The organism is Sphingomonas floccifaciens, assembly GCF_042681125.1.
Lineage (GTDB): Bacteria > Pseudomonadota > Alphaproteobacteria > Sphingomonadales > Sphingomonadaceae > Sphingomonas > Sphingomonas floccifaciens.
In genome coordinates this window covers 422,972-445,503 of sequence record NZ_JBHUFC010000003.1, presented here as the reverse complement: position 1 = coordinate 445,503, position 22,532 = coordinate 422,972, and the positions used below count along the sequence as shown (strand labels likewise).

Genomic DNA, 22,532 nt, shown 5'->3' with positions numbered 1-22,532 from the left:
GCATCATTTTGGACGTATGCTGCGATTAGAAGCGCAGACGCGCGCCCGAGTAGAAACGGCGACCGAACACGTCATAGACGCCCGCGGCGGTGTCCGTACCAGTCACGTTGAACGGCGAACCCGACAGGATGTTCGGCGCACGCGTGTCGAGCACGTTGTCCGCACCGACGTAGAACTCGAACGTGCGGCCGGCGCGAATCGTCAGCTGCGTATCGAGGTAGAAACGCGACGGAACCGACACATCGAACCGGCCAACATCATAGCCTGCCAGCGACAGATCGTCCTCGTACGACTTGCCGATGAACGTCCCGGTGAAGTTCAGGCGGAAGTCATTGTTCGAAACGAACGCCGATGCGGTAAAGCGATCCTTCGCTCCACCGATTTCACCGGCGAAGTTGTCGCGATCCGCACCCGGCAGCGGGACCTGATAGCCACGGAACAGGTGAGTATAGCTGACCCGCGTACCGATGGTGCCGCCGCCTACGAAGCTAACCGGCGTGCTCCAGTTGAGAACCGCGTCGATACCATCGGTGAACAGCTCGCCACCGTTGATACCCGGCGCGTTGATGAACTCGATCGAGCCGGCGCTATTGTTCGCCGTTGCGGTCGGACGACGTGTGATGAGCGCGCACGACGCCGCACTATTTTGTTCATAGCACTGTGTAAGCGTGAATGCGCGCGGAGCAGCCGTGATGGTATTGTCGATCTTGATGTTGAAGTAATCGACCGACAGGCTGAGACGCGAGAACAGGCCACCAAGGCCAAATTCGCCCGCCGTCAGCACGGCGCCCGCCGTAAACGACCGCGATTTCTCTTCGCGCAGGTTCGGGTTGCCGCTGTTGAAGCCGCTGATACCCTGCGTGTCGAGCTGCGTCGCGACGAAGCGACCGTTGGCAGCGATATTGGCTGCAACGCCCGGCGCCGCACGGCAATTCGCCGCCAGCGTGCCTGCGGTGGTAGCCGTCACGCCGATGCAGGGATCGATGATCCCGGTCGGAAAGGTCTGCGCCGGTCCTTGGAACAGCTCACCGATGTTCGGAGCACGAACCGAGCGGGCGTAAGTGCTGCGCAAACGTAGACCGTTGACCGGCGCCCAGTCGCCACCGACATTCCACGTGTAGATCGTACCCACAGTCGAATAATCGGAAATACGGCCTGCAGCGCGCAGGTTCAGCTGCTGGAACAGCGTAGTGTCGGCGAGCAGCGGAACGTTGATTTCGCCATACACTTCCTTGACGTCGAACGCGCCGAAGGTGTCAGGCAACGCGTTACCGGCGTTCAGACCAGCATTGGTCAGCGCGTCGTTGTTCTCGTTGCTGCTTTCGCGGCGATATTCGGCACCCACGGCAACGCCAAGACCACCGGCCGGCAGATCGACGAGCGTACCCGACAGGTTCGCTTGCAACTGCTGCTGGGTGATACGGGTCTGCAGCGTCTGGTCGGCCGCGATGTAGCGGACCGCCGCCGGCGAAATGCTGCCGGCACCATAGATGTTAATGGGAACGCAGCCCTGGGCCCGAGCATTAGCATCGGCGCAGACGATCGCACCTGTCGAATCCGTGATTGCGCTCAGCGCGTTCCGGAAGTTCAGGACGTTGACCTGACCGTTCGACTGCTGGGTTTCGGTGGTGCGGCCAAAATTGTAGCTGACGTCCCAGCGGAAGTCGTTGAAGACATTGCCTTCGAGGCCGACGACGAAGCGATAGAAGTCGCGCGTGGTGCTGCCGTTACGGGTGCCGAATTCGTTGATGCGGCGGGCGAACTGGATGTCGCGGATGCCGTCGCCATTGGTGTCGGTCGCCGCGTTGAAGATCGCATCCGGAACGAACGGGTTGCGAACGAGCACGCCGTTGACGTTGGTCTGGAGCGGAACCGCACCGCCGACACCCGGGAAGATGCCACCGACGCCGTTCGAGGCGAGCGGGAACGGCTCGATCTCACGCGCCGCGCGCGTGCTGTTGTACGTACCTTCGGTGATCAGGCGGACGTTGTCGCTGATGTCGTAACGACCACGCGCCGCGAACAGGTAACGCTCGACCGGCACGGCGATCGTGCGGAAGTTCTGGCGGTTGAAGCCGTTGACCGACGACGAGAAACCTTCCTGTAACACACCCGACGGGCTGTATGTGAAATTACGACCACCGGCGGTAAAGCGCCCCTGCGGTGCGAAGCCCGAAAAACGGTTTTCCGATGGAATGCCGTAATCCTTCGGATCTCCGGTCACACCCCAGAACGTATCTAGATCGTCAACCTGGGTGTTCTTGCGCTCACGCGACAGTAGCTGACCTTCGTTCGAATAGCCGAAGTGGATCATCATGTTGCCGCGGTCGTCGGCGAAATTGCCGCCGGCGGTAATGTTCGCCTGATAGTTCGGCGTGTCACCTCGCTGGGTGATGCCGTACTGCGCGTTGGCTTCGATGCCCTGAAAATTGTCTTTGTAGATGATGTTCACGACACCGGCGACGGCGTCCGAACCGTACAGCGACGACGAACCACCGGTCAGCGTATCGATCTGCTGGATGAAGGCCTGCGGAATGACGTTGAGATCAACGGTCGCCGAACCAGCAACGCCGGAGACGACGCGACGGCCGTTGATGAGGACCAACGTACGCGAAGTGCCAAGGTTACGCAGGTCGACCGATGCAACACCCGTACCCGACGTCAGAAACGCAGTGTTGGTGCGCGATAAGGAAGGCGCGCCAAATGCGGGATTCTCGAGCAGCAGTTCCTGGATGTTGGTGATGCCCGAATCGGTGATCTGCTCGACGGTGGTCGACTGGATCGGCGCGACCGAGGTGATGTTCGGCGAAGCGATGCGCGAGCCCGTCACGATGACGTCCCCGGTAGACTGCGGCGCGGGCGCATTCGGATCCGTGCTCCGACCCTCTTCCTGGACCGGCGTCGGCGGAGTCGTTGTCTGCGCGAACGCACTCGTGGCGATCAGCGCGCTGCCGACGAACAACGTCGTGCCGAGCAGCCGCCGAGTGATTGCCTTCTTCATAAACTCAAACCCTTTTTAGTATGAACCGACAAAATAGGGAATTTTGTCTCACCCACCCTGTGCCCCTTCTGTACCAGTGAGCACCTTGCCCGCAATGCATGGCACGCCTGAGGCATGTTGCTTTGCTGGCTAATGTTGTCATTCTGCAACATTAGGATTTTTATGCGGCCGCTCGCCGGACACGTTTATCGCGCGATAAGAATGGAGGTCTAGAATGCCCGTCCTGCTTCCGATCGCGATGATGGCCCTACAGAATGTTTCACAAGCCACGCCTAACACCTTGAGTTCGTGCGTGACGGTCGCCGATGCGATGGCCCGGCTCGCTTGCTACGATGCGGCCGCCGGACGATCGGGGGACGAACCCGTCCAAATGTCCGAAGCGGGCGTAAAGGCGCGGTTCGGCCTACCGGCCATACGATCGTCAAAACGGGAAAAGACGCCCAAGGCGCCGAAAGTCGACCGCGTCGATGGCGTTATCCGATCAGTCGGAACGTCTTCGAACGGCTATTACGTTGTAGATCTGGGAGAGAATGGCGTTTGGGCCTTCAGCTCCGAAATACCGACACTCCCCAAGGTGGGTGACGCCATCCAAATCCGAAGTGCTGCCCTCGGCAGCTTCATGGGGTCGATCGCCGGCGGGCGAGAAGCACGTATTCAGCGCCGACGTTGAACGCCCGTCTCACCCACCCACCCCCATCGCCCCCGCCGCCAGCAACGGGTCGATCCGGTTCCCCCGCCACGTCATGCCCCAATGCAGGTGTGGTCCCGTCGCGCGGCCGGTGGCGCCGATCGCGCCGACGACCTGACCCTGCCGCACGACGTCGCCGGGCTTCACGTCGATGCGGCTGAGGTGGAGGAAGGCGCTGACGAGCCCCATGCCGTGGTCGATCATCAGCAGATTGCCCTCCAGCGTGAAGGGCGCGTCGGCGGCGAGGGCGACGACGCCGTCTGCCGGCGCGACGACCGGCGTGCCGGTGGGGCGGGCGACGTCGACGCCGCCGTGGTAGGCGCCGGGTTCGCCCCGGTAGATGCGCTGGCTGCCGAACAGGCCCGAGATACGGCCGGTCGCGGGCCAGACGAAGCGTTGGCGCCAGCCGTCGGACGCGCGCTCGACCGCGCGGGCGGCGGCGATGCGGGCGAGTTCGGGGGCGCGGCGGCGGGTGAATTCTTCGGTCGGCGCGGTGCCGCGCGCCAGCGTGTCGAGCCGCTCTATCCGCCACGCGCGGGGCGCGACGGTGAGCGTCTGGCGGACGGTGCGACCATCGGCGAGCGTCGCGACGAGGTCGGCCGCCGGCGCGGCATCGCGATCGAACGCAATCAGGAAGCGACCGTCAGGCCCGACCGGAACCGGGGTCGGACCGAGCATCAGCGTAACGGTGCCGGCGGGTGCGGTTCCGCGGGCGATCCCGCCCTGGATCGGCGCGGCGTCGAGCGCGAACGGCGTTGCGTTCGGGGCCTGTACCACCGGCGCTGCCGCCAGCACCGCCGCCAGCAGCACCGTCATTGCGGGCCGAGCGCCTCGCTGGCGATCTCGGCGGTCGCATAGGGCTGTTGCCGCGCCACGTCCCAATAGCGCAGTTCCTCGATCGGAATGCGCACGCCCGACACGGCGCAGACGACATGGTCGCCGGTGCTGAGCACGCGGAAGCCGTTGGCCATATAGTGGAGCTTTGCGGCGCGATCGGATTTGGACATCAACATGATGGCGTGGCCTTCGATTTAGAACAGGTCGGGTTGGGTCGGAGCGGGTGTCGCCGCGACATGGGCCTTGGGCGCCCCGCGCTCAAGCCGCACGTCGACGGTCCCGTCGCGGAAATGCAACGTCATTGCGCCGGCCGCACGCGCCGCCTCGGCGGTGCCGACGACCTCGCCCGCCGGTCGCGCGGCGACCCAGGCATAGCCGCGCTCCAGCGGTTTTTCGGGATTCACGCTTTCGAGCAGCCGGCCGAGATCGCTCGCCCGGTCCCGCGCCCGCGCCAGACGCGCATCGAGGATCGACGGGCGCAGCGCGCCAGCCGAGCGATCGAGCTCGCGACGCGCAGCACCGAGGCGACGTTCGAGCGAAAGACCGAGCCGCCCGGCGAGATCGTCGAGCTTCTGCCGCTGCGGCCCCAGGATCGCATCGCGCCGCGGCAGGACACGGACCAGCGCCGCCAGCCGCTCACCGCCGCGCTCGTGATAGCGGCGCGCGCAGCGTTCGGTGCGCAGGCCATAGGTCTTGAGCGTGTGGATGAGGTCGGCCTTCACCGGCACCGCGATCTCGGCGGCGGCGGTGGGAGTGGGCGCGCGCAGATCGGCGGCATGGTCGCACAGCGAGGTATCCGTCTCGTGCCCCACCGCGGAGATGATCGGGATCGAGCAACCGGCGACCGCGCGGACGACGACTTCCTCGTTGAACGACCACAGATCCTCGATCGAGCCACCACCGCGCGCGACGATGACAAGATCGGGCCGCGGCACCGGCCCGCCGGGCTGGATCGCGTCGAAGCCGCGGACAGCCGCCGCCACTTCGTCGGCCGACCCCGGCCCCTGCACCTTGACCGGCCAGACCAGGACATGGGTCGGGCAGCGATCCTCCAACCGATGCAGGATGTCGCGAATGACGGCGCCCGTGGGCGACGTGACGACGCCGATGACCCTGGGCAGGAACGGCAGCGCCTTCTTGGCGCTCGCGTCGAACAGCCCTTCGCCGCCCAGCTTCGCCTTCAGCTTCTCCAGCAGGGCCATCAGCGCGCCTTCGCCGGCCAGTTCCATCCGCTCGATGACGATCTGGTATTTCGATCGACCGGGGTAGGTGGTGAGCTTGCCGGTCGCGATCACCTCCACGCCATCGGCAGGCTGGAACGGCAGCGCGGAGGCGGCCCCCCGCCAGATGATGCCGTCGATGACGGCCGCGTCGTCCTTCAACGCGAGATAGCAATGGCCGGAAGCGGCGCGTTTCCAGCCCGAAATCTCGCCACGGATGCGGACATGGCCGAACGCGCCCTCGACGGTTCGCTTGAGCCGTGCCGAAAGCTCGCTGACCGACATATCGGGCGCGTTGCTGCCCGGCGCCGCCTCGGCTACCAGCCGGCCGGTTGCTGCGTCGTCGAGGAAGGGATCGGCCATGAATGTCCTGCTGTTGGGATCGGGTGGCCGGGAGCACGCGCTCGCCTGGAAGCTCGTACAGTCGCCCGGCCTGACTCGGCTTTATGCCGCACCCGGCAATCCGGGAATAGCGCAACACGCCGAATGCGTCGACCTGAGCCTGGCCGACCACAGGGGGCTCGTCGACTTCTGCCGGTCGAAGCACATCGGCTTCGTGGTGATCGGGCCGGAAGCGCCCTTGGTCGCCGGACTGGCCGACAATCTGCGCGCGATGGGAGTCGGCGTGTTCGGCCCCGGAAAGGTCGCCGCACAGTTGGAGGGGTCGAAGGGCTTCACCAAGGACCTGTGCGCGCGCGAGAATATCCCGACCGCGCGCTACGAACGCGTCCGCGCGCTCGACGGCGCACGCGCGGTGATCGCGGAATTCGGGCTACCGGTCGTCATCAAGGCCGATGGCCTCGCCGCGGGGAAGGGGGTCACCATCGCCACCACCGCGGACGAAGCGGATGCCGCGCTGGTCGACCTGTTCCGAGCGAGCGGCGCCGAAGCCGTCATCGAGGAGTTCCTTGAGGGTGAGGAGGCAAGCCTGTTCGTGCTGACCGACGGCACGCACCTGCTACCCTTCGGTTCGGCGCAGGACCACAAGCGCGTCGGCGACGGCGATACCGGACCGAACACCGGCGGCATGGGCGCCTATTCGCCGGCGCGGGTCCTGACGCCCGAACTGGAGGCCAGGGCGATCGAGGAGATCGTCCGGCCGACCGTCGCGGCGATGGCGCGGGTCGGGCATCCGTTCCAGGGCGTGCTCTATGCCGGGCTGATGCTGACCGCGGACGGGCCGAAGCTGATCGAATATAATGCGCGCTTCGGCGATCCCGAATGCGAAGTGCTGATGCCGCGACTGGACGGCGACCTGCTGGAGTTGATGATCGCGACCGACAAGGGGACGCTCGACCGGGTGTCGGCCGGGTGGCGGGACGATGTCGCGCTGACGGTGGTGATGGCAGCGAACGGCTATCCGGGGACGCCGGCGGCGGGCGGGACGATCGACGGCATTGCGGCGGCGGAGGCGGACGGCGCCATCGTCTTCCAGGCCGGCACCGCCGCGCGTGACGGCGCATTGGTCGCCGCGGGGGGCCGCGTGCTGGCCGTCACCGCCTGCGCCCCGACCGTCGCCGAGGCTCAGGCCGCAGCCTACCGCGCAGTCGACGCGATCGACTTCCCGACCGGCTTCGCGCGCCGCGACATCGGCTGGCGCGAGGTGGCGCGTGAAGGCGGCGAAACGCGCTGAGCTGCGTTAGACCGGAACGATACCGAACAGAGGGATCACGATGACAAGCGACGCAAGCTGGCTGACGACGACGAACCTGATCCTGATCGCGATCGGCGTGGTGCTGGCGATCATCGTCATCGCCCACGGCGCGAAGTTGAAGCGCCGGCGCAAGGCGGTCGAGACGCAGATCGTCGATCGCGCAGACGACGCGCCCGCCGTCACGAGCGCGCCGCGCACGACGGCGCTGGACGAGACACCGCCGCCAGCCCCGGAAACCGAGCCAATCGCCGTCGCCACGCCCACGCCTGCCCCGCACGCCGTCGCCCCGTCCCCGCCGCTGGCCGGTGACGACACGCCCGTCGTCGCGACCGCCGCGCCGTTCGATCCGGCGCCGGCTACGGTCGCGGCAGACCTGGCGACCCCGCCCGAGCCGCCGGCGACCACTGGCGACGACCTGACCCGGCTGAAGGGTGTCGGCCCGAAGCTGGCCGCGCGGCTGAACGATCTGGGCATCACGACCTATGCTGAGATCGCAGCGCTGTCGGCGCACGAGGCGGAAGCGCTCGACGCCCAGCTCGGCAGCTTCCAGGGCCGCATGACACGGGACCGCTGGATCGAACAGGCGGGCTATCTCGCGAACGACGATCGCGCAGGGTTTGAAGCGGCGTTCGGCAGGCTATGACGGTGACACGCGATTGTTTGGCCTGCCGCACGACGATGCAGCGCGGTTTCGTCGTCGACGAGGGCTATGGATCGCGCAAGGTCGCGCAGTGGATCGAGGGCGAGCCCGAGACGAGCCTGTGGGCCGGGGTCAAGACCACCGGCCGGATGCAGATCGAGATCGAGACGTGGCGGTGCCCGGCCTGTGGTTTCCTGGCGGAATACGCCCCGACCTGACGACTTATCCGTCCCGCGACACCAGCAGCTTGTCGATCTTGCGCCCGTCCATGTCGACGATCTCGAAGCGCCAGCCCTGGCTGTCGAACGTCTCGCCCTCTTCGGGCAGTCGCTTGAGGATAGCGAGTGCAAGCCCCGCCACGGTCGCGAAGTCGCGGTCTTCGTCGAGGTCGAAGCCCAGCCGCTCGGCCAGCGCATCGGCCGGCATCGCGCCGGAGACGAGCAGCGACCCGTCCTCGCGCTCGACGACCATCCGCTCGGTTCCTTCGTCGACATCCGACACGAACTCGCCGGCGATCGCGGCGAGCAGGTTGGCGGGCGTCACCACACCTTCGAAATGGCCGTACTCGTCGTGGACCAGGCCCATCGGCACTTCGGCACGGCGCAGGACGACGAGCGCGTCCATCGCGTCGAGCTGATCGGGCAGCACCGGCGCCGACTTCATCAGCGCCCGCACGTCGAGCCTGTGCCCGCGCACCATCGCCTCGACGATGTCGCGCGCCTGGACGACGCCGATCACCGCGTCGACCGACCCTTCGGCGACCGGCAGCCGGGTATGCGGCGATTCGACGAGGCGCGCGCGCAGGTCCGCATCCGACAGGTCGGCGTCCAGCCATTCGACCGCGGTCCGCGGCGTCATGACCTCGCGCACCGGGCGGTCGGCCAGCCGTACGACGCCGGAGATGATCGTGCGCTCATGCTCCTCGATCACACCCGACTTCGACGCCTCGGCGACGATCAGGTGCAGCTCCTCCGCGGTCACCTGATTTTCCGATTCGCGGTTGAGGCCGAGCAGCTTGAAGATCAGACCGCTGGTCGAATCGAGCAGCCACACCACCGGCTTGGTAACGACCGCGAGATAGGTCATCGGCAGCGCCACGAGCGCCGCGATCGGCTCCGGACTGCGCAACGCGAACTGCTTGGGCACCAGCTCGCCGACGATCAGCGAGGCGAAGGTGGTGAGGCCGATGACGATGGCGAAACCGATCGTCTCCGCCGTTTCCGGCGATACGCCCAACGCCTGGATGCGAGCGGCGGTCGGCATGCCGAGGCTGGAGCCAGAATAGGCGCCGGCCAGGATGCCGATCAGCGTGATGCCGATCTGGACGGTCGACAGGAACTTGCCCGGGTCCGCGGCGAGGCGGATGGCTGCGGTCGCGCCGCGCTTGCCGACCTTGGCCATCGCCTCCAGCCGCGCCTTGCGTGCCGAGACGATCGCCAGTTCGCTCATCGCGAACACACCGTTCAGCGCGACGAGCGCGAGGATGATGACGACATCGATCCAGGGAAAGGGGGGAAGCGCGTTCATGGACGTGTTCTGACCCCTCTTATCCGCGGATGCGTCGCCAGCACAACCGATCATGTCATCTGAGGTTCAGTTCGCTTGCGGAACAAGAGTGCCGAAGAGCGGTTGGGGCCGCCACTTGCAAAGGAGGATAAGATGTTTCGATCGAAATTGCTGCTGGCCGCGGGGCTGAGCGCGATGACATTGACCAGCGCGTGCGTGACCGATCCCGAGACGGGCGAGCGCCGCATTTCCAAGGCCGGGATCGGCAGCATCGGCGGCGCGGTGGGCGGCTATCTGCTCGGCGATCTGGTCGGCGGACGGCGCGACCGGACCGAGAAGATCGTCGGCGCGGGCATCGGCGCGCTCGCCGGGGCGGGTATTGGTGCTTATATGGATAAACAGGAACGTGACCTGCGCGCGCGGACGGCGGGCACCGACGTGCAGGTGATCCGCCAGGGTGACGAGCTGGTACTCAACATGCCGTCGGGCATCACCTTCGGCTACGACCGCGCCGACATCGCGCCGCAGTTCCGCCCGACGCTCGACCAGGTCGCCGATGTGCTGCGCGAGTACCGCCAGACCTATGTCGATGTGTACGGCCATACCGATTCGACCGGGAGCGACGCGTATAACCAGACCCTGTCCGAGCGCCGGGCGACCGCCGTCGCCGACTATCTGGCCGGGCGCGGCGTCGAATCGGCCAGGCTCGGCACGCGCGGCTTCGGCAAGAGCCAGCCGATCGCCTCCAACGCGACCGAAGACGGCCGCGCGGCGAATCGGCGGGTGGAGATCAAGATCGTGCCCGTGACGCGCGAGGGGTAGAAGCGTCGGAGGGGAGCGTCACGCTCCCCTCCCCCCGATTCGCCGCTCAGAACGCGACCCTGACCCGCCCCACGAACCGGTCCCCCACATGATCGGGATCGGCAAGGGGCGACACCATTCGCCGGTCGTCGATGTTCGTCGCGACATAGTCGACCGAGACCGTCACCGGCCGCAGCACATAGGACAGACCCAGCCGCCAGTCGGTATAGTCGCCTGCCGGCCGCAGCCGCGCGGCGCGGACAGGATCGTCGGTACTACCGCTCGTCCGCCCGATTCCAGCAGTCGCGGTCAGCGGCGTGCCGATGATCGCACCGGAGGCGGTGGCATAGAGGTAGAGGTTGTCGCCGCCGATCGAACGCTGGCCGGGCGCGTACTTCGCGCCGGCATCCAGCGTGACGGGGCCGAGCGTGTAGCTGCCCGCCCCGCCCAACTCGACATAATCGGCACCGATCGCCGATCCCGCGAAGAGATGCCCGGTCACCGACGCGCGCAACCGCAGCGCGCCGAGGTCGAAGCCGCCCCCAACGTCCAGATCGACGACGGCATCCGCGCCGGCATGTCGGGCCGAGTCGCGTGTCGTCACCACGCGCGCCGAGGCATCGAATCCGGCAATGTCGGACGCGATATCGGCCGACAGTGCGCCGCGTCCGTCGCTCCAGCTCAAGCCCCGGCGGACTTCGTCGGTGGCAGCCTCGACGCCGACGCTCGGCACCGACTGGGCAAGCGCCGGAGTGCCCGCGAGGACACTCGCGACGCCGGCGGCCAACAATCCGAAACGCCTCACGCGCCGTGTGCCGTGTCGTGGAGGCGGTCGACTTCCGCGGTCAGCACCGCCCGATCCTGCTCGGCCATCGCGACCAGATGATCGCGCAAGACCGTGCCGCGGATCGCCACATCGCGGGCGATCGCAGCTTTGGCACCATCGCACCAGCCGGGGCGCGAGCCCGTCAGCGCGCCGTCGCGCGTCATCGTGCGCGTCATCGTACCGGCGGCATGCCGCGCATCGCGCTCGACCGTCATGTCAGCGCGCCACAGACAGCGCAGCGTCGATCCCGCGCGTCCCGGTGTCACCGCACCGATCTGGCGATGGGTGATCGTCACGCTGCTGCGATACTCGGCGTCGACCGGACCACGGTGATGGTCGATCCGCACATTATGGCTGTGGCCGACGTCGGCCGATACGGCACCGGCCGCGGCCGCTCCGGTGAGCAGCGCGGCGATAATTCCTCCGAACATGTTTGCTCCTTCATTTGCGGCGTCCCCCGCGCTTCCGGCGGGTGGACGGGTGAGAGGATGCAAGACCTACGCGCCGGAGGCAAACCCGTTCCCGGTCAGGATGGTCGAGCAGAAGGTTGGTTCACGCAAAGGCGCGAAGGCGCAAAGAGTAAGAGCTTTCAGGAAGGAGCGGGTCGTTCACAGAGGGTCGGGGGAAAACCCCGCTTGCTCCTGCTGTCTTATCTTCGCGCCTTTGCGCCTTTGCGTGAAAAATCATCGCCTCGCCGCGAAGAACCCCCGCAGCAGGTCGGAAGCCTCGCGCTCGCCGATCCCCGAATAGACCTCCGGCCGATGATGACAGGTCGGCTGACCGAAGAAGCGTGGCCCATGCTCCACCGCCCCGCCCTTCGCGTCGCTCGCGCCGTAATAGAGCCGCACGATCCGGGCATGCGCGATCGCGCCCGCGCACATCGCGCACGGCTCCAGCGTCACCCAAAGGTCGCAGTCGTCGAGCCGGTCCCGTTCCAGCACAGCCGCCGCCCGGCGAATCGCCAGCATCTCGGCGTGCGCAGTGGGGTCGCGCAGCGCGCGCGGCGCATTGGCCGCGACCGCGATGACGTCCCCGCCGCGCACGACCACCGCGCCGACCGGCACCTCCCCCGCCTGCGCGGCTTTCGCAGCGGCATCGAGCGCGGCGCGCATCGGGGGCGGGAGCGGGAACATCGCCCGCCGGTCTAGACGGCGGCGGGCGTTCCGTCACCCGTGCCGCGCAGGACCATCCAGAGCGCGAAGGCCATGCCGGGCAGGAAGCCGACGATGGTCAACACGCAGGCGATCCAGAAGTCGCGGCCGATCCCGTGTCTCAGGAACACCGCTAGCGGTGGCACCAGCACGGCCGCGATCAACTGGCCCGCACTCGCCCTCATTGCGGCGTGACGGTGGTGTTGCCGGCCTTCTTTACGTCGACCACCGGCACCTGCACCGTCTTGTTGACCGTACCGACGTCGATCGTGCCGACATCGACCTTGGGCGCCTGTCCGCCCTCGACCGCGACTCGCGGCAGGCGGCCACCGTCGATGGAGATCATGCCCAGCGACATCAGGATGATGACCACGACCACAGCCAGACCCAGCAGAACCAGCAACGCGCGCATGTACCGTCTCCCCAATTCGAATCGTTCGCGTAACCAAACGTCGCCGCGGCGTGCTAAGTTGCATCGCGTCGGCGTGAATCGGTTGACGCATCGGGCACCCTGCGCTAGGGGCGCGGCCTTTCCGGGTCGTCTTCGACCTTTGGCAGATCAGGATTTACAGCGATGTCGCGCATTTGCGAGCTGACCGGCAAGGGCCGGCAGGTGGGCCACAATGTCTCCCACGCCAACAACAAGACCAAGCGGACGTTCCTGCCGAACCTGCAGAACGTGACGCTGATCAGCGACGCGCTGGGCACCAGCGTGCGCCTGCGCGTGTCGACCCACGGTCTGCGCTCGGTCGAGCACAACGGCGGCCTCGACAACTGGCTGGTCAAGACGCGCGACACCGACCTTTCGCTGCGCGCGCGTCGCCTGAAGCGCGACGTCGTCAAGAAGCTGGGCGAGACCAAGGCCGCGTAACGCGCCTGCGCCGACGCTCGACGTCGGCGCATATCGATTTCTCGAAGCGCCGTCCCGACTCGCGTCGGGGCGGCGCTTCGCGTGTGCGTGAGGTGTGTATCGCGTAGCTGTGCTCCGGGGCAGGATGGTTTGGCTCGTTAGAATCTTAGAGCACCAAGTCTTTGTGCTGACCCGTTCGCCCTGAGCGAAGTCGAAGGGGGGCGGGACTCCTGTGCTTCGACTTCGCTCAGCACGAACGGTAACAGGTGAGCCTGATAAGCCGCTCGATGCTCAAGATATTGCGTTCGTCAGGATGACGATCACCCGTCGAATCGAAACTTGAGCAACAGCGTCCGCTGGATCGGGTTCAGGCCGTTGTCGTCGGACAGTACCCAGAGGATCGTCGCGTCGCCTTCGCGCGTCACTGCCAGCCCTTCGAAATTGTCGTGGATCACGTCGCCGGTGAAGCTGGCGATCTCCCGCCCCCGCACGCTCGCAGCAGTGCGAATCGTTGCCGGGTCGACCAGCACCAGCTTGGCGGTGAACAGGTCGAACAGCGCAAAGCCGCGGACCAGCACCAGCAGGCGACCATCGGGCAAGACCGCGGCATCGGTCGGGATATAATCGTCCGGCGGGACGAAGGTGAAGCGCTCGGGCAACACAGCCGGGTCGGTCGGATCGCCCGCGAAGATCAGCGCCTCCTTGCCGATACCGCCCGGCGCATCCCTATCCTCGGAGAAGACGAGGGTGCGGCCATCGCGCAGCGACGCCATCGCCTCCGCTCCGCCGTTCCTCGGCCAGCGTCCCATCGCGCTCGGGGCGTGGTGGCGAATCGCTCGGGTCAGGCCGGCATCGTATCGCCAGAGCTCGTTGTAGCGCTCGAACCCGACCAGCAACTCGCCGGTCCGCGGATCGGCGATCATCGATTCGCTGTCGCGCTCCTGCTTGCGCCAGCCGGTGCCCGGACCCGCGGGCAGTGTCCCGACGCTGATGGCGTGCGGTCGCCAGTCGTCACCCATCGTGAACCGCAGGGTCAGCCCGCCGTCGCTCAGCAACAGGAAGCGATTCCCCCGGACCAGCAGCGACGAGTAGCCGCCGAACGCCCAGGTGCGACTGCTCAGCTGGACGCCGCCCAGATAGGTGAGCGGGCCCAGGCGTCTAAGCGTCGGCCGTGCGGTCGATAGCGGGACCGGGGTTGCGGTGACGTCCGGGACACGGTCGAACAGCGGCAGCCGCTCGTCACCGCTCCACGACGGAAGCAGTACCAACACGGCCAGGACGATCAGCAGGATGCGCACCGCCCCTCCTACCGTGCGCGGGCGCGGGCGGAAGCCCGTTTCGCTGAACGAACGATAACAGCCGCATTCAGCGAAGCGCCACCGCCGATATGCGAATCACCTGTCTGTCGAAGGCGACGATCCGAATCGAAAGCCGCCGGACGAGAGTGAAGACGCGAGGAGAAACATGATGTTCAAGAAACTGACGCTCGCCGGTGCCGCGTTCGCAACCCTGGCCGGCGGCCTGGCAGCCACCCCCGCGATGGCCCAGCGCTACGGCGGCTACGGTTATGACCGCGGCTATAATGACGGTTACGGCTATGATCGCGGCTACCGCAACTATCGTGGCAACGATCGCCGCTATGCGACCCGCGGTTCGCACCCGTGCAAGGACGGTGACGGCGGCACGGTGATCGGCGCGATCGCGGGCGGCCTGGCGGGCAATGCGCTGGCGGGTCGCGGTGACCGGACGCTGGGTGCGATCCTGGGCGGTGCACTGGGTGCGGTCGCGGGTCGTGCGATCGACAAGGCGGACCCGCCGCGCGGTTGTGTCCGCTCGCGCTAAGGCGCGTCGGCGCTAGCGACGGCGCCGGTTCGCGCAGCGAGTAGCGCGAACCGGCCGGCGGGCCGCCATCGGGCGGCCCGACCGACGACAGCGGCTTTGCCGCTGTCCGCCTAGCCCCTCACGAAATTCCAGAGCTTTCCCGTGCGTTGCGTAGCAGCGGGAAACGAACCCCCGGGTGGCGTATCGGGGGCGGGGGCCGGTTCCGCGAGGAATCGGCCCTCGAACCGTGTCGGCGCGCAGGCGCGGCTACGTCCGCGCCGGTGCGCGAAGCGCGGCGCGCCGACCGGCCGGCGGGGTCGGCATCCGCCGAGCCCGTTCGACGTGGGGGCAGCGGCTTTGCCGCTGTCCGGGGGTGTGTGACCCGGTTTTCCCGACCCACCGGCCCCGACGCGGGAGTAAATCCCGCGTCGTCGGACGAGCCTGGCGGCTCGCCGGCCGTGCCGGGCGCTGCTTGGCTGCACGCAGCCTTGCACCGGCGCCGTCCCCCGGCTCGTGCCGGGGCGACGCGCCTGCGTCCGTCAGTACATATGTTGCCCGCCATTGATGCTCAGCGTCGATCCGGTCACGAACCCGCCCTCTTCCGAGCACAGGAAGGCAACGCCGCGCGCGATTTCCGTCGCCTGGCCCAGCCGGCCGACCGGGATTTTGGCGACGATCTTCTCGAGCACGTCCGCCGGCACCGCCGCGACCATGTCGGTGTCGATATAGCCCGGTGCGATCGCGTTGACCGTCACGCCGACCCGCGCGCCTTCCTGCGCCAGCGCCTTGGTGAAGCCATGGATACCGCTCTTCGCCGCGGCATAGTTGACCTGGCCATATTGACCGGCCTGCCCGTTGATCGAGCCAATGTTGACGATCCGGCCCCATTTGCGCTCGCGCATGCCGGGGAACACGGCCTTCGCCATGTTGAAGCAGCCGCCGAGGTTGGTGTCCATGACCTCCTTCCACATCTGGTAGGTCATCTTCAGGATCGTGCCGTCGCGGGTGATGCCGGCGTTGTTGACGACGACGTCGACCGGGCCGAGGTCGTCGGCCACCTGCTGCACGCCGGCCTGGCACGCGTCATAGTCGGCGACGTCCCATTTGTACGCCTTGATGCCCGTCCGCTCGGTGAAGTCGCGGGCGCGCTCTTCGTTGCCGGCATAGTTGGCGGCGACGGTCATGCCCATGTCCTTGAGGGCAAGGCTGATGGCCTCGCCGATGCCGCGGGTACCTCCGGTAACGATTGCGACGCGTGCCATGCAGTCCTCTCCTTTTTATGATCGACGTTTACGCTACGGTAGCGATACCCAGCCCGCAAGTTCCCGCGACAAGATGCTGCGCAACATAGCCATGCCGACGTCGCTGCTGTTGAGGCACGGCAGATAGGCGAAATGGGTGCCGCCGGCGCCCTCGAAGCTTTCGCGCCCGCGGATGCTGAGTTCCTCCAGCGTCTCCAGGCAGTCGGCGGAAAAGCCCGGTGCGACGATCGCGACCTTGCGCTTGCCTTCGCCCGGCAGCGCCTCCAGCGTGGTGTCGGTCGCCGGCTCCAGCCACTTGGCCCGGCCGAAGCGCGACTGGAAAGTCACACGAAGTTCACGCCCAAGTGCCGCCCCGAGCAGTCGCGCGGTCTTGCGGCAGTGGCAGTGATAGGGGTCGCCGAGTTCGAGCGTCCTCTGTGGCATGCCGTGGAAGCTCGCGAGCAGAATATCTGGTTCGAAATCAATAGCTTGTAATCCAGCCTCGACCGATTGGCGCAGGGCATCGATGTAGAGCGGATCGTCATGATAGGGCGGCAGCGTGCGCACCGCGGGCTGCCAGCGCATCGCGGCCAGTGCGGCGAACGCCTTGTCGTTGGCGGTGGCGGTCGTCGCGGCGCAATATTGCGGATAGAGGGGGGCGAGCAAAATGCGCTCGCACCCCTGGCTCTTCAGCGCCGCGATCCGGTCGGCGATCGCCGGATTGCCGTAGCGCATCGCCCAGTCGACGATTACGCCATCCCCGAAGGCGCCCTGCAATGCCGCAGATTGCTGCGCGGTGATCGCGGCGAGCGGCGAGCCGGCATCGGTCCAGACTTGACTATAGGCATGCGCCGACTTCTTCGGGCGGGTCGTCAGGATGATGCCGCGCAGGATCGGCTGCCAGACGATCTGCGGAATCTCGACGACGCGGCGGTCGGACAGGAATTCGCCGAGATAGCGCTTCACCGCGCGCGCGTCGGCGCCGTCGGGCGTGCCGAGGTTGATGAGCAGCACGCCGACCTTCGCGGGCGGGATCGGCGGATGGCCGGCAGGGATCATAATGGGAGTGTCCTGATGCGCCGCCCGGTGGCGGCGAAGATAGCGTTGGCGAGCGCTGGCGCGACGACCGGCACGGCGAGTTCGCTCGAACCGCCGGCGTCGGCGCGGCTGTCGATCAGCTCGACCGTGATGTCGGGGCTGGAAGCGAGGCGCGGCAGCTGGAGGTCGCGCAGCGATCGAACGTCGGCCAGCCCGCCCGAATAGCCGGTCGACGCCCCCACCGCCGCCGCCAGGCCGTAGATCAGCCCGCCCTCGATCTGTTGCCGGACCAGATCGGGATTGATCGCATGGCCGACATCGACCGCGGCCACCATCCGCTCGACCCGCGGCACCCCGCCGTCGCCCAGACCGCCCTCGACCATTAGTGCGATATAGGAACCCGCCATCGCATGGCAGGCGATCCCCTGACCGCTGCCCGGCGTCCCGCCCTGCCAGCCCCCCAGCGAAGCGACGGTCGAGAGGCATCGCGCCAGCCGCGGCGCGCCGCCGAGCATGGCGATGCGATAGGACAGCGGCTCCGATTCGGATCGGCGTGCGAGTTCGTCGACGAAGGATTCGGTGAAGAAGCAGGACGCGATATGCGCGCCGCCGCGGGTATAGCCGACGGGCACGCCGATGTCGGCCGGGTGATGCGCGATGGCGAGCGCGGGAATGCGATAGGCCGGTGCCGCGCCGTCGATCGCGACCGGGTCGGCGATAGCGCCGGGGGCCGCGGTCCCCGTCAGCCGGCTGCGAAGCGCAGGACCGACCGGCGGCGTCGCGATCTCCGTCCGCCATGCAGCGACCATCCCGCCCGCGCCGAGCCGCGCGGTCATCCGGGCCCGTGCGGGAGCGCGGACCGGCGTGTGCATCAGGCTCTCGGCCCGCGACCATGTCAGCTGGACCGGCCGCCCGAGTTCGCGCGCCAGGTGCGCGACCTGTTCGGCGACCGTCACTTCCAGCGCCGCGCCGAACGATCCGCCCGCCATCATCGGGTGGAGCACGACGTCGCCCGCCGCGATCCCCAGCGTTCGCCCAGCAGCGGCGCGGGCCAGGCCGGGCGCCTGCGTCGCCATCCACAGCACCAGCTTGCCATGCTCATAGCTGGCGGTCGCGGTCACCGGTTCGAGCGCGGCGGGCACACCAGCGGCGACGCGATACTCGGCCCGGAATGCGCGCCCTCCTGCCAAAGCCGCGGCGACGTCGCCCGCCCCGGCCAGTTGCTTGCCCTCCCCGGCGAGGGCGGCATCCAGAGCGACGGCGATGCTGCGATCGTCGACGAGCGGCCCCGGCGTCTCGAACCGCGGGGCAAGCGCCTCGAGCGCGCGGTTGGCCGCCCACCAGGTATCTCCGATCGCCGCGATCCAGCGATCGGTCGCGATGACGCGCGACACGCCCGGCACCCGGTCGGCCGCGGCGGTGTCGTAGCGGACCAGCCGGCTGTCGCCGAACGGCCCCTGCCGAACGCTGGCGAACGCCATGTTCGGCAGGCGGATGTCGCCGGCGAAATTGACGCTGCCGTCGACCTTCGACGGGGCATCGAGCCGCGGCGCCGCCGTACCGGTCAGCCGCCCCTCGTCACCGACGCGCAGTTGCGGCGTCGCGGGCAAGGCTTCGCCCGCCGCCGCCACCGCCAGGTCGCCGAACCGGGCACGGCGATCACCTGCCACGACGAAGCCGTCGCGGGTCAGGCAGGTCTGCCAGTCGACCCCCCACTCCCGCGCCGCCGCCTTGCACAACAACGACCGCACCCCCGCCGCGGCCGTGCGCACCGGGCGTTCGAACTGGCGAATCGACGTCGAGCCGCCGGTCAGCATCGGTGCCGCCTGCGCGAGCCAGCCGCCGTCCTTGCCCAGCACAGCCTCCGCCCCCAGCGGATTGGCGTAGAGTGCAGCTTCGGGCGACGCTTCGACGCCGACCGTCCGCCAGTCGGCACCCAGTTCGTCGGCCGCGATCTGCGCGAGTGCGGTGTACACGCCCTGTCCGTGCTCGCATTGCGGCACGGCGACGACGACATGCCCGTCCTTGCCGATCTTGATCCAGCCGCCGAACGCGGTCTCGCCATCAGCCGTCGGCAGCGCAGCCTGTTCCGCGCGCGGCCAGACCTGCCACGCGACGGCGACACCGACGACCGCGCCACCGGCCAGGATCGCGCGGCGGCTAAGCTGCATCACATCGTGCTCCCGCGCAGGCGGGAGCCCAGGGCCACGAGCGATCACCTTCATTACCCTGGGCTCCCGCCTGCGCGGGAGCACGGTGGGTTGTGTTGAAGGTGCGGACCAGCATCCACCCCGCTCTATCGCCCGCCGCCCGCGCTCGCTAGGGTCCAAACCCAATCAATCCAACGGCCGTGACGGAGCCGATTTTGGTTCAGGGCAAGAAGCGAGGAGTGGAGCGATGCTATTGCATCGTGACCGACGAGCGACGCAGCCCTGGGCCAAAATCGGCCCGCCGCTCCCGGGTCCCATCAAAGTAATACTTTGATGGGTGCCCTACGCGGTTGCCCTATCGCGTCCGCCGGTCTGCGTCGGGGTACCCCGCAAAGTACTACTTTGCGGGGGCCCGGCCGCGAGCCTTGCAGGTAGCGCCGCTACCTGCTGCACCACGCTTCTTGCCGGACGAACACGATAGGGCAATCACGGCCATTGGATTGATTGGGTTTGGACCCTAGAGCACCCACAACAACAATTCTCCGGGAATGCATCCCCTTGCTGCTGCCCATGCTCGCCAACGCCGCCGCCGGTCATATCCGGTACGAGGACCTGGGATTGAGCCCGATCGCGCTCGACCTCGGCTTCTTCACGCTGAAATGGTATTCGCTCGCCTATATTTCGGGCATCCTCATCGGCTGGTGGTATCTGATGAAGCTGGTGCGCCAGCCCGGTGCGCCGATGGCGGCACGGCATGTCGACGATCTCGCCTTCTATGCGACGCTCGGCATCATCCTCGGCGGGCGGATCGGTTATGTGCTGTTCTATGCGCCGAAGATGCTGCTGGAGCCGGTCAGCATCCTGCGCCTGTGGGACGGGGGCATGTCGTTCCACGGCGGGCTGGTCGGGCTGATGACCGCCATCTGGTGGGTGTGCCGGCGCGAGAATCTGCAGATGCTGCGCGTGCTCGACTATGTCGGCTGCGTCGCGTCGATCGGCCAGTTCTTCGGCCGGCTCGCCAATTTCGTGAACGGCGAATTGTGGGGCAAGCCCACCGACGTGCCCTGGGCCATCGTCTTCCCGCGCACGGTCGAATTCGGCGCCGATCCGGCGCGCCACCCCAGCCAGCTGTACGAAGCGTTCGGCGAGGGGCTGATCCCCTTCCTGATCATGGCGTATCTCTTCTGGCGGACCGATGCGCGCTACAAGCCCGGTTTCCTGACCGGCTTCGGCCTCGCCTTCTTCGGCACCGCGCGCCTGCTGATCGAATTCTTCCGCGAACCCGACCGCCAATTCGAAGGTACCTTCTTCGCCAATGTGCTGCACATGGGCCAGATCCTGTGCCTGCCGATGATCGTGATCGGCATCTACCTGATGTGGACCGCCAAGGGGCGCCGCACCCGCGTCGAGCCGATCGCGGGCGGGCCGAGCATCGCGTGAGCGAGCTGACGCCCGATCCTGCCGCCCGCGCGCAGAACGCGGCGGAGGAGTTGCTGCCCGAGCGGCTGGCGCGCGCGATCACTTTGGGTGGCGCGATTTCGCTGTCGCAGTTCATGGGTGCGGCGAACGCGCATTATTATGCGACGCGCGATCCGCTGGGGACGCGTGGCGACTTCACGACCGCGCCCGAGATCAGCCAGATGTTCGGCGAGCTGGCCGGCGCCTGGATTACCGACCTGTGGACACGCGCCGGGAAGCCGGCGGCGGACTATGTCGAGTTCGGTCCCGGACGCGGCACGCTGGCGGCCGATGCACTGCGCGTGATGGGGAAGGCAGGCTTCACGCCGGGCGTGCAGTTCGTCGAAACCTCGCCCGTGCTCCGCGCCGAACAGGCGAAGCGGGTGCCGGCGGCCGAATGGTGCATGGACATCGTCGGCCTGCCCGACGACCGCCCGCTGATCTGCGTCGCCAACGAATTCTTCGACGCCCTGCCGATCCGCCAGCTGGTGAAGACGCTCGACGGCTGGCGCGAGCGGCTGGTCGCCTGTCAGGACACGCTGTTCTTGCCGGTGGTCGGCAATACGATTTTCGATCCGATCATTCCCGAACCTTTGCGCGATGCGCCGGACGGGTCGATCCTCGAAATCTCGCCCGCCGGGGTGGCGACGATGCGCGCGCTGGCGCAGCGGATCGTCCAGCAGGGCGGCGCGGCGCTGGTCATCGACTATGGGTATGAAGGCCCCGCGATCGGCGAGACGTTGCAGGCAGTGAAAGGCCACGCCCCCGCCAACCCGTTCGACACGCCGGGCGAGGCCGACCTGACCGCGCATGTCGACTTCGCGACGCTGGCCGAGGCGGCACGCGCGGAGGGGGCCGAAGTGCATGGCCCGGTCAGCCAGGGCGATTTCCTCCGCGCGCTCGGCATCGACGGCCGCGCCGCGACCTTGTCGGTCAAGGGCGGTGCCGACGTCATCGTCGCGCGCAACCGATTGGTGAACGAGGGCGAGATGGGCGACCTGTTCGGCGTCATCGCCGTCACCGCGCCCGGCTGGCCCAAACCGGCGGGGTTCGCGTGATCGACTATCGCGATGCCGTCCCCGGCGACGGCCCGGAACTCGCCGCGATGGCGCGGGCGTGCTTCACCGAGACGTTCGGGACGCTCTATTCGAGCGAGAACCTCGCGACGTTCCTGCACCAAGTGTTCGGGCCGAACGGCCTGCCGAGCCAGATCAGCGACCCGGATTTCACCATTCGGCTCGCGACTGATGCCGGGCGGATCGTCGGTTTCGCGAAGCTCGGCCCCAACGCGCTCCCCTTTCCGCAGGCGGACGATGCGAACGCGGTCGAATTGTACCAGTTGTACGTATCGTCCTCGCACCACGGCGACGGCGTCGGGCCGGCCCTGCTCGACTGGGCGATCGCGACCGCGCGGGGGCAAGGCGCCGATACGCTGGCGCTGTCGGTCTATGTCGACAATCACCGGGCGAAGGCCTTCTACGCCCGACGCGGCTTCGTCGATGTCGGCCGCTACGACTTTCCGGTCGGCGACCAGATCGACGAGGATCGGCTGATGGTGCTGGCGCTGTGAGCCCACCCCAAACCCGTCATGCCGGGCTTGATCCGGCATCCAGGGTCACGGGCCGTGTCGCTGTTGGCTCTGGATGCCGG

Annotated in this window: 24 protein-coding genes; 10 read left to right on the top strand and 14 right to left on the bottom strand. The window is 67.5% G+C overall.

Annotated features, from left to right (window positions below; genetic code table 11):
• Positions 1-25: 25 nt before the first annotated feature.
• The gene (locus tag ACFSC3_RS09170; protein ID WP_380940103.1) at positions 26-3,001 is read right to left on the bottom strand and encodes a TonB-dependent receptor domain-containing protein; all 2,976 of its coding nucleotides are present in this window, start codon (positions 2,999-3,001) and stop codon (positions 26-28) included.
• Positions 3,002-3,215: 214 nt separating this feature from the next.
• On the opposite strand from ACFSC3_RS09170, the gene ACFSC3_RS09165 reads away from it, so the two are divergent.
• Positions 3,216-3,671 (top strand): hypothetical protein, encoded by a 456-nt coding sequence (locus tag ACFSC3_RS09165; RefSeq protein ID WP_380940102.1) that lies wholly within the window; start codon positions 3,216-3,218, stop codon positions 3,669-3,671.
• Between the two features lie 9 nt (positions 3,672-3,680).
• Here the strand turns inward: ACFSC3_RS09165 and ACFSC3_RS09160 are convergent, their stop codons facing one another.
• From ACFSC3_RS09160 to xseA, 3 genes are read right to left on the bottom strand one after another with little or no spacing between them, the layout of a single operon-like run.
• Positions 3,681-4,505 carry a M23 family metallopeptidase gene (locus ACFSC3_RS09160; RefSeq protein WP_380940101.1) on the bottom strand — a complete coding sequence of 275 codons (825 nt, stop codon included), beginning with the start codon at positions 4,503-4,505 and terminating at the stop codon, positions 3,681-3,683.
• On the bottom strand, positions 4,502-4,702 hold the full coding sequence (locus ACFSC3_RS09155) for a DUF2093 domain-containing protein (RefSeq protein ID WP_380940100.1): 201 nt from the start codon (positions 4,700-4,702) through the stop codon (positions 4,502-4,504). The genes ACFSC3_RS09160 and ACFSC3_RS09155 overlap by 4 nt, the downstream gene beginning before the upstream one ends.
• A gap of 18 nt (positions 4,703-4,720) precedes the next feature.
• The gene (gene xseA, locus ACFSC3_RS09150; RefSeq protein ID WP_380940099.1) at positions 4,721-6,109 is read right to left on the bottom strand and encodes an exodeoxyribonuclease VII large subunit; all 1,389 of its coding nucleotides are present in this window, start codon (positions 6,107-6,109) and stop codon (positions 4,721-4,723) included.
• On the opposite strand from xseA, the gene purD reads away from it, so the two are divergent.
• The 3 genes from purD to ACFSC3_RS09135 are packed head-to-tail and all read left to right on the top strand — an operon-like array spanning position 6,108 to position 8,258.
• A complete protein-coding gene (gene purD, locus ACFSC3_RS09145) occupies positions 6,108-7,379 on the top strand; it encodes a phosphoribosylamine--glycine ligase (protein WP_380940098.1) in 1,272 nt (423 codons plus the stop codon). The genes xseA and purD overlap by 2 nt on opposite strands.
• Positions 7,380-7,419: 40 nt before the next feature.
• Positions 7,420-8,043 carry a helix-hairpin-helix domain-containing protein gene (locus ACFSC3_RS09140; RefSeq protein WP_380940097.1) on the top strand — a complete coding sequence of 208 codons (624 nt, stop codon included), beginning with the start codon at positions 7,420-7,422 and terminating at the stop codon, positions 8,041-8,043.
• Complete coding sequence (locus ACFSC3_RS09135) at positions 8,040-8,258, top strand: PF20097 family protein (protein WP_380940096.1); 219 nt, start codon at positions 8,040-8,042, stop codon at positions 8,256-8,258. Before ACFSC3_RS09140 ends, ACFSC3_RS09135 begins: the two co-directional genes overlap by 4 nt.
• A gap of 4 nt (positions 8,259-8,262) precedes the next feature.
• Here the strand turns inward: ACFSC3_RS09135 and ACFSC3_RS09130 are convergent, their stop codons facing one another.
• Positions 8,263-9,567, bottom strand: coding sequence for a hemolysin family protein (locus ACFSC3_RS09130; protein ID WP_380940095.1), 1,305 nt, complete (start codon positions 9,565-9,567; stop codon positions 8,263-8,265).
• Positions 9,568-9,699: 132 nt separating this feature from the next.
• Here ACFSC3_RS09130 and ACFSC3_RS09125 point away from each other — a divergent pair, with 132 nt between their 5' ends.
• Complete coding sequence (locus ACFSC3_RS09125; RefSeq protein WP_380940094.1) at positions 9,700-10,368, top strand: YiaD family glycine zipper/OmpA-like lipoprotein; 669 nt, start codon at positions 9,700-9,702, stop codon at positions 10,366-10,368.
• A 46-nt stretch (positions 10,369-10,414) separates the two neighbouring features.
• On the opposite strand, the gene ACFSC3_RS09120 is transcribed toward ACFSC3_RS09125, so the two are convergent.
• The 5 genes from ACFSC3_RS09120 to ACFSC3_RS09100 form a co-directional block, all read right to left on the bottom strand.
• Positions 10,415-11,152, bottom strand: coding sequence for a TorF family putative porin (locus ACFSC3_RS09120; protein WP_380940093.1), 738 nt, complete (start codon positions 11,150-11,152; stop codon positions 10,415-10,417).
• Positions 11,149-11,604 (bottom strand): hypothetical protein, encoded by a 456-nt coding sequence (locus tag ACFSC3_RS09115; RefSeq protein WP_380940092.1) that lies wholly within the window; start codon positions 11,602-11,604, stop codon positions 11,149-11,151. The genes ACFSC3_RS09120 and ACFSC3_RS09115 overlap by 4 nt, the downstream gene beginning before the upstream one ends.
• A gap of 252 nt (positions 11,605-11,856) precedes the next feature.
• Entirely contained in the window at positions 11,857-12,306 is a 450-nt protein-coding gene (locus ACFSC3_RS09110; protein ID WP_380940091.1) for a nucleoside deaminase, read from the bottom strand.
• Between the two features lie 11 nt (positions 12,307-12,317).
• Positions 12,318-12,509: a YqaE/Pmp3 family membrane protein gene (locus ACFSC3_RS09105; protein ID WP_380940090.1), complete on the bottom strand. Its 192-nt coding sequence runs from the start codon at positions 12,507-12,509 to the stop codon at positions 12,318-12,320.
• The gene (locus ACFSC3_RS09100) at positions 12,506-12,736 is read right to left on the bottom strand and encodes a hypothetical protein (protein WP_380940089.1); all 231 of its coding nucleotides are present in this window, start codon (positions 12,734-12,736) and stop codon (positions 12,506-12,508) included. Before ACFSC3_RS09100 ends, ACFSC3_RS09105 begins: the two co-directional genes overlap by 4 nt.
• Before the next feature lie 162 nt (positions 12,737-12,898).
• Here ACFSC3_RS09100 and rpmB point away from each other — a divergent pair, with 162 nt between their 5' ends.
• The gene (gene rpmB, locus ACFSC3_RS09095; RefSeq protein ID WP_380940088.1) at positions 12,899-13,195 is read left to right on the top strand and encodes a 50S ribosomal protein L28; all 297 of its coding nucleotides are present in this window, start codon (positions 12,899-12,901) and stop codon (positions 13,193-13,195) included.
• A 299-nt stretch (positions 13,196-13,494) separates the two neighbouring features.
• Here the strand turns inward: rpmB and ACFSC3_RS09090 are convergent, their stop codons facing one another.
• On the bottom strand, positions 13,495-14,472 hold the full coding sequence (locus tag ACFSC3_RS09090) for an esterase-like activity of phytase family protein (RefSeq protein WP_380940087.1): 978 nt from the start codon (positions 14,470-14,472) through the stop codon (positions 13,495-13,497).
• Positions 14,473-14,638: 166 nt separating this feature from the next.
• Here ACFSC3_RS09090 and ACFSC3_RS09085 point away from each other — a divergent pair, with 166 nt between their 5' ends.
• Complete coding sequence (locus tag ACFSC3_RS09085) at positions 14,639-15,016, top strand: glycine zipper 2TM domain-containing protein (protein WP_380940086.1); 378 nt, start codon at positions 14,639-14,641, stop codon at positions 15,014-15,016.
• Between the two features lie 518 nt (positions 15,017-15,534).
• Here ACFSC3_RS09085 and phbB read toward each other — a convergent pair.
• The 3 genes from phbB to ACFSC3_RS09070 are packed head-to-tail and all read right to left on the bottom strand — an operon-like array spanning position 15,535 to position 19,445.
• Positions 15,535-16,257, bottom strand: coding sequence for an acetoacetyl-CoA reductase (phbB, locus tag ACFSC3_RS09080; RefSeq protein WP_380940085.1), 723 nt, complete (start codon positions 16,255-16,257; stop codon positions 15,535-15,537).
• A gap of 33 nt (positions 16,258-16,290) precedes the next feature.
• Positions 16,291-17,295, bottom strand: a complete 1,005-nt coding sequence (gene hemH / locus ACFSC3_RS09075) for a ferrochelatase (RefSeq protein ID WP_380940084.1) — start codon at positions 17,293-17,295, stop codon at positions 16,291-16,293.
• The gene (locus ACFSC3_RS09070) at positions 17,292-19,445 is read right to left on the bottom strand and encodes a xanthine dehydrogenase family protein molybdopterin-binding subunit (RefSeq protein WP_380940899.1); all 2,154 of its coding nucleotides are present in this window, start codon (positions 19,443-19,445) and stop codon (positions 17,292-17,294) included. Before ACFSC3_RS09070 ends, hemH begins: the two co-directional genes overlap by 4 nt.
• A 537-nt stretch (positions 19,446-19,982) precedes the next feature.
• On the opposite strand from ACFSC3_RS09070, the gene lgt reads away from it, so the two are divergent.
• Genes lgt through ACFSC3_RS09055 form a run of 3 tightly spaced genes read left to right on the top strand, consistent with a single transcriptional unit; the run spans position 19,983 to position 22,452 of the window.
• Complete coding sequence (gene lgt, locus ACFSC3_RS09065; protein ID WP_380940083.1) at positions 19,983-20,864, top strand: prolipoprotein diacylglyceryl transferase; 882 nt, start codon at positions 19,983-19,985, stop codon at positions 20,862-20,864.
• Positions 20,861-21,940 (top strand): class I SAM-dependent methyltransferase, encoded by a 1,080-nt coding sequence (locus ACFSC3_RS09060; protein WP_380940082.1) that lies wholly within the window; start codon positions 20,861-20,863, stop codon positions 21,938-21,940. Before lgt ends, ACFSC3_RS09060 begins: the two co-directional genes overlap by 4 nt.
• Complete coding sequence (locus tag ACFSC3_RS09055) at positions 21,937-22,452, top strand: GNAT family N-acetyltransferase (RefSeq protein ID WP_380940081.1); 516 nt, start codon at positions 21,937-21,939, stop codon at positions 22,450-22,452. The genes ACFSC3_RS09060 and ACFSC3_RS09055 overlap by 4 nt, the downstream gene beginning before the upstream one ends.
• The last annotated feature ends 80 nt before the right edge of the window (positions 22,453-22,532 follow it).